Annotated in this window: 8 protein-coding genes; 1 reads left to right on the forward strand and 7 read right to left on the reverse strand. The window is 65.0% G+C overall.

Annotated elements, in window-relative coordinates:
- Positions 1-116 precede the first annotated feature (116 nt).
- Positions 117-251, reverse strand: a complete 135-nt coding sequence (locus Q0L89_RS01300) for a hypothetical protein (protein WP_296761911.1) — start codon at positions 249-251, stop codon at positions 117-119.
- Positions 252-409: 158 nt separating this feature from the next.
- Between Q0L89_RS01300 and Q0L89_RS01305 the strand changes: the two genes are divergently transcribed.
- Complete coding sequence (locus Q0L89_RS01305) at positions 410-1,153, forward strand: Crp/Fnr family transcriptional regulator (protein ID WP_296761899.1); 744 nt, start codon at positions 410-412, stop codon at positions 1,151-1,153.
- 588 nt (positions 1,154-1,741) lie between these two features.
- Here Q0L89_RS01305 and Q0L89_RS01310 read toward each other — a convergent pair.
- The 6 genes from Q0L89_RS01310 to Q0L89_RS01335 form a co-directional block, all read right to left on the reverse strand.
- Positions 1,742-1,942, reverse strand: coding sequence for a hypothetical protein (locus tag Q0L89_RS01310; RefSeq protein ID WP_296761901.1), 201 nt, complete (start codon positions 1,940-1,942; stop codon positions 1,742-1,744).
- Between the two features lie 67 nt (positions 1,943-2,009).
- Positions 2,010-2,159, reverse strand: a complete 150-nt coding sequence (locus Q0L89_RS15160) for a hypothetical protein (protein WP_366937888.1) — start codon at positions 2,157-2,159, stop codon at positions 2,010-2,012.
- A gap of 28 nt (positions 2,160-2,187) precedes the next feature.
- Positions 2,188-2,445 (reverse strand): hypothetical protein, encoded by a 258-nt coding sequence (locus Q0L89_RS01320; protein WP_296761905.1) that lies wholly within the window; start codon positions 2,443-2,445, stop codon positions 2,188-2,190.
- The gene (locus tag Q0L89_RS01325) at positions 2,445-3,125 is read right to left on the reverse strand and encodes a D-Ala-D-Ala carboxypeptidase family metallohydrolase (RefSeq protein ID WP_296761907.1); all 681 of its coding nucleotides are present in this window, start codon (positions 3,123-3,125) and stop codon (positions 2,445-2,447) included. Before Q0L89_RS01325 ends, Q0L89_RS01320 begins: the two co-directional genes overlap by 1 nt.
- Before the next feature lie 237 nt (positions 3,126-3,362).
- Entirely contained in the window at positions 3,363-3,671 is a 309-nt protein-coding gene (locus Q0L89_RS01330; protein WP_296761909.1) for a hypothetical protein, read from the reverse strand.
- Between the two features lie 109 nt (positions 3,672-3,780).
- The coding region (locus tag Q0L89_RS01335; protein ID WP_296761910.1) for a hypothetical protein at positions 3,781-5,309 on the reverse strand (1,529 nt) is incomplete at its 5' end.

Here is a 5,309-nt window from a genome sequence, read left to right on the forward strand (position 1 = left end):
GTCGCGCGCCGATACATGAGTCTTGAAACCCTCGCGCGCGTGAACGACAATCCCAACATCAGGTTGCCCGCCGTGGCGACCTGATCAGATCTGGACCTTTCCGAAGGTCGGCGTTCTTACACCACGCCACGGGGCACTATCACGCCGACAATCTCTTTCTCCGGCAAAATCCTGTGATCGTTCAATGCAAGCAGCAGCGATTCGCAAATTGCCAGTGCGGCAGTTCCGGAAATGTCGTCGGGGCGGGGCATGTCAGTTTCACTTTCAGCTTGGGGGCTATGTGCCGGTCATCATTGACTTGGAGCATCGCGACAATGGACCAAATTATGCTACGATGAACTGATGCAAAGTAGCCTCAGGCGTTTTTTTCGGCTATCTGCATAGGTGAACACCGCGCTGCAGATCCTGTGTGAAAGCGAAAATATTGGTTTTGAAAAGCCCCCTGACACGCAAGCTTTCGGCCTTCGTCGCCCTGTCGGACGTCGATCTTGAAACGCTGGCGCGGTTTCACCGACGCCGACGCAGCTTTTTGCCGGGGCACGAAATGACCTATGAGGGTGAAGTGAACGCATCGGCCTTCATCCTCGCCGAAGGCTGGGCCTTGTCCTACAAGATATTGCCGGATGGCGACCGGCAGATCGTGGATTTCCAGATTCCGGGGGATTTTCTCGGGCTGCGCAGCATTTTGTTCCGCACCGCCGATCACAACATCGAGGCGGCCACGCGCATCGAGGCCTCCGAAGTGCTCACATCGGACATTCTCGATGGCTTCCGCAACGCGCCGCGTCTTGCGACGGCAATTCTCTGGGCGGCCTCGCGGGATGAGGCGATGGTGGTCGAGCATCTGGTCAATCTCGGTCGCCGCTCGGCCGAAGAACGCATGACGCACATGCTGCTCGAACTCGGGGCACGGCTGAAACTCATCGGTATGGGCGACATGACGGGCTTTGATTGTCCGCTGACGCAGTATCACCTTGCCGACGCTCTGGGCCTGAGCGCCGTGCACGTGAACCGCATTCTGCGTCGCCTGCGCGAAGACGGCCTCCTGACCTTCCAGAAGGGGCGCGTGGTCTTTGATGATTTCGACCGCGTCAGGGAGCTCGCGGGATTCAATATGGCCTATCTGGATCAGGAGGAGCCATTCTTGCGCTGAATGCTCTCCCCGGTGGAACCTGCCAAAGAGGGTTTGTCATGTGTTGCGCCGCATCGAGTTCACGGTTGCACACGCCGTCATTCCTGGCCGTTTGTGCCTTCTCGGCGGCCTGGTAATGTTTTCAGCGCCACGTCCTTCGTGGCGTCTCGGTCGGCGCCTTGTCACAGGCGCCCTTGAGCGTCTTCATCTTGCCGGCGGTGCTGGTCATCGGAGATTTCGCTTCCATGGTATTTCCGGGTTTGATCGAAATGACGGAGCCTCCCCGCCGGGCCGGGACAGGAACCGGTTGCCGGTCAGGGAAGCCCCGCCGTTACTCGAAACAAACGACTGACGGCGGAATCTGTTGCCGTTACCAAGGACCGTAAAGGGATGCGGCACGGACGGGACTGATGCAGGTTGGTGCCGGAGGCATTTTTTTTGCGGTGCACGTTCCGGGTGCCTTGACAGGAACATGCCCCGCACAATACGTCACGATGCCAAGAGGCTCCAAGGCGCGGAGAGGCGCGGAACCGGACCAGGCCGTGCCTCGACGCACCAATCCGCGCAGCGCCTGTCAGCATGGGAGGCAGTGCGCGCGGACGCACGCTCTCAACGGATATCGAACCAGCGCATGGCGGTTTGCAGCAGGTGATCGTAGTCGCCAGCGGTGGCCTCTGCCATGAAGGCGGCGATTTCGTCATCGGACAATCCCGCCGCTTTGGCGGTCTGGCGGCAGCGACCGAGAACGGTAAAAGCGTTGCCGTCATTGCCGGTCAGCGTGACGGTGATCTCGGGGTGTTTCGGTGTCATGGTTGGGTCTCCAATAGCAGGTCACTGGGACAGCAGGCGTATTTGCGGCGAACAGTCCAGTTGAATGTCAGCGGGTCGGCCAAGTTCTCTGACAGGCGCGCACCTGCCCCCGCAACACCGCATAATCCGCCAACCACCCCACGATCACCGCCCCCTCCGGCAACGCCGCCACCTCGTCGGCCACCCGCGCCTGCTCGGCCGGGCTGTACGCTACCACCGGCGGACACGCTCCCTGCCCGACCCGATCAAAACCCACCCCCGCGCAACCGCTGAACAAGAGCGTCACGATCACGGGGACGACGAGCCGCCGCCTCCAGCATCTGTCGTTGAATGGCATTGCGACGCTCCAGCATGTCCAGCCGCTCGGCGGCGCGGCCCGCGCGCTCGCCGGTGCGGCGGAGGTTGAACAGAAACAGAAGAACGGCGAGCGCGACGAGGACGATGGTCGCCACCCGCCGCACCCACGGCCGGGCCAAGATCCCGGCCAGCAAACCGCCCCACATCAGCGCTGCCCCTTGCGCCAGTCATCGAGCCGCGCCCAGACGGCAACGGCAATGCCGCCAAGCGCCAGGGCGATGAACAGCCACCGCAGGCTGTCGAGATACGGCACCAGCGGCTGTACCGCGCCCTGCGCCTCGGCGAGCGCGTCCTGCGCTACCTCGACCCCGGCCGCACCGACGGTCGCCACCCCGGCCGCCCCGGTCCCCTTGAGCGTGCGGCTCTGCGTCAACACCTCTCGCGCGGGTGGGGCCTCCCGGGCAAACGGTACCGCCCGCGGCGGAAACGGCGGGCCCCACGACCGGGCTGGCCCCAGATCGATATGCATGAAGTTCGAGCGCGGGTAGGTGCCGAAACCCAGAAACCCCACCGCGCGGGCCGCGGCCTCGAACGCCACGGGATCATGGTTGGCCATGGAAATATCGAACGCGGTGCCGTCCATGTGCTTTGAGCGCGGTGCACCCTTGACCGCCTTGTTGTGCGCGGGGGTGCGATAGGCCGAGGTGACAATCATCGGCTTGCCCAGCCGGTCGCGCAGGGCCTGCAGCGTGTCCAGCGCTTCGGGGTGCAGCTTGAGCCGGCCGGTGCCGCGGCAGGCGATCTCGGCGGGGCTGAAGTCGGGCCAGCGCCAGAGCGCATCGGGCACGTCGCGGTAATGGGCAAAGGTGCGGACGGGATCGGGCATGAGGAGCTCCTTGTTTCTTGGGGGGGGGCAGATTGACGGCCCCAGGCCCGACGCCCGGGAGCGCATCGGTGGTTGGGAATGACGGGGACCTGGGACTGGTGATTGCGCGAGGCCGGCGCATGCGGCCGCGCGTTCTCACGGCGGGCAAGTTCGGGTGTCGCAAAGATGCGGGCAGGCCCGTGATCGAGGTCGGCCACGGTGCAGAGCGGTGCCCCGGGACAGCGCCGGGCGCCGCCCTCAGTCCTCGCGGCCGCGCTGGAAGGCGGCGAACATGAGGTTGCGCATCTCGTGGATGTCGCCTTCGATGCGCGCAAGGCGGGCATCGTCGTTGTGGCGATCCTCGGCGCGGCGGCTCTCGATGCGGGTGCGCTCCTCGGCGAGCTCCTGCTCGAGCTTGTGCAGCAGCGCCTCGTTGGTGAATGCCTTGCGCGTCACGGCGGTGGCAAGCCCGGCGACGAAGGTGATCCACACACCGATGGCGGCCGCGATGCCGTGCTCGCGCAAGGCCGCGGCGATCTGGTCGATCAGGCTTGCCCTGTCACTCATGGCGCGCTCCGTGGGTCGATTGCGGCAGATGGACCGGCATCCGGGGTGGGCCGGCATCCGGATGGGCCGGCATCCGGATGGGCCGGCATCCGGATGGGCCGGCAGCCGGTCAGGGGCCGGTGATGGTATAGAAGGCGGCCGGATCGGCCATGTTGGCGGCCTCGGCGGCCATCCAGGCGTCGGACATCGACGCATGCCGGAGCCAGGCGAACTGGTAGTAGGCCTCGCCATCCTCGGCCCCGTCGCTTTGGGAGGCATTGAGAATGAACTCGGCCGCGGTTCCCGCGCCCGCGGGGCGACTGGCCGAGGCGGCCTCGCTGCTCTCCAGCACGCCGTCCACCCAGAGCCTGCGCCCGCCGGTGCCATTGTGGCTGCCCGCGAGGCGGATTGTATCGGTTGTGCCGGGGTTTCGGGCGCTGCTCATCCAGCCGTCCGAGGCGTTCCACATGGCAAGCACGTCGGGGCCGTCGTCATAGGCGATGGTCGCGCGATTGGCGGAACTGGTGCCGTTGGCATGAGACAGAAACCCCTGCTGCAGATCGCCGGTAACTTCCGACCAGTAGACCGAGGCGGCCATCGTCCACACATCCGAGCGCGGATCGATCGTGGCGAAGAAGGGCGCGAAGTGGACCTTGCGCCAGTCGACCTTGCGCGGCAGACGCGCGTAGCGGCTGACATTGCCATCGCCGCGCAGAAGCCAGAGGCTTGTTCCGTCAAAGGACAGGCCCTCGTTGATACTCAGGCCCGCGCGTTCCAGCACCGTGCCGGTCACGGTCCCGTCCGGGGCAACCGCCTTGACGGGGTTGTCCGCGGTGTCGCTGGAGATGTGGAGCACCCCGTCCACGTGGGTGATGCCCTGCATGTTGGCGATGGTCTCCGACAGCACCACGGTCTCCAGCAGCGCGCCGGTGGTGCTGTAGCGATAGAGCACCGAGCCGTCAGTGAAGTCCGTGATCCACAAATCGATGCCGTCATGGGCGATGCCCGAGACCTCGTGCGCGTTGGCCGAGATGTCGTAGCTGCGCAGGAACGCCAGCGTGTCGGCGTCATAAACCGCGATGTGCTGGTTGTCATAGGGGCTATTGGGGTATTCTTCCAGCGGAAGAAACACCTCGTTCCCGATGATGCAGCCATCCCCGAGATGGTTGACCCCGGCGATCCCGCTGGCCAGGATCGGGTCGGAATTCGACGCCTGCACGGTCACAAGGTCCGCAGAGGTGTGCCTGCGCAACCAGGTCGTGTCGATGGTGATCACACGTCCCGCGGTATCGACAGCGATGCCTTGGTGCGGGTCTCCGACAAACGAATGATAAAGGTCGCGTACCCATTCGCTGTGGGCGACAAGGCTGCCGCCCTGCGCATGGCCCTTGCCGGTGCGGTTGACGGCGTCTGGGAACACCCAGACCACCTCGTAATCGGCCCACACGGCGTTGCGGCCATTGGTGTCGGTCACGGCAAGCGCCGAGCTGGCCCCGTCCTGCAGCGCGATGACGACGGCGGTGTCGCTGCTGGCGGACAGGTTGGTGCGGATGAACAGCCGCCCAAGCTTGCGTGCGGGATTGATGTAGGTGAGATCGTGCGGGATCATGGTGGTGCCATCGGCCGCATAGGCCCGCAGGTTGCCCCCGTCCGCCATCA

Origin of the sequence: Sediminimonas sp. (assembly GCF_024637375.1) — a bacterium.
In the GTDB taxonomy this organism is placed as follows: Bacteria; Pseudomonadota; Alphaproteobacteria; order Rhodobacterales; family Rhodobacteraceae; genus Sediminimonas.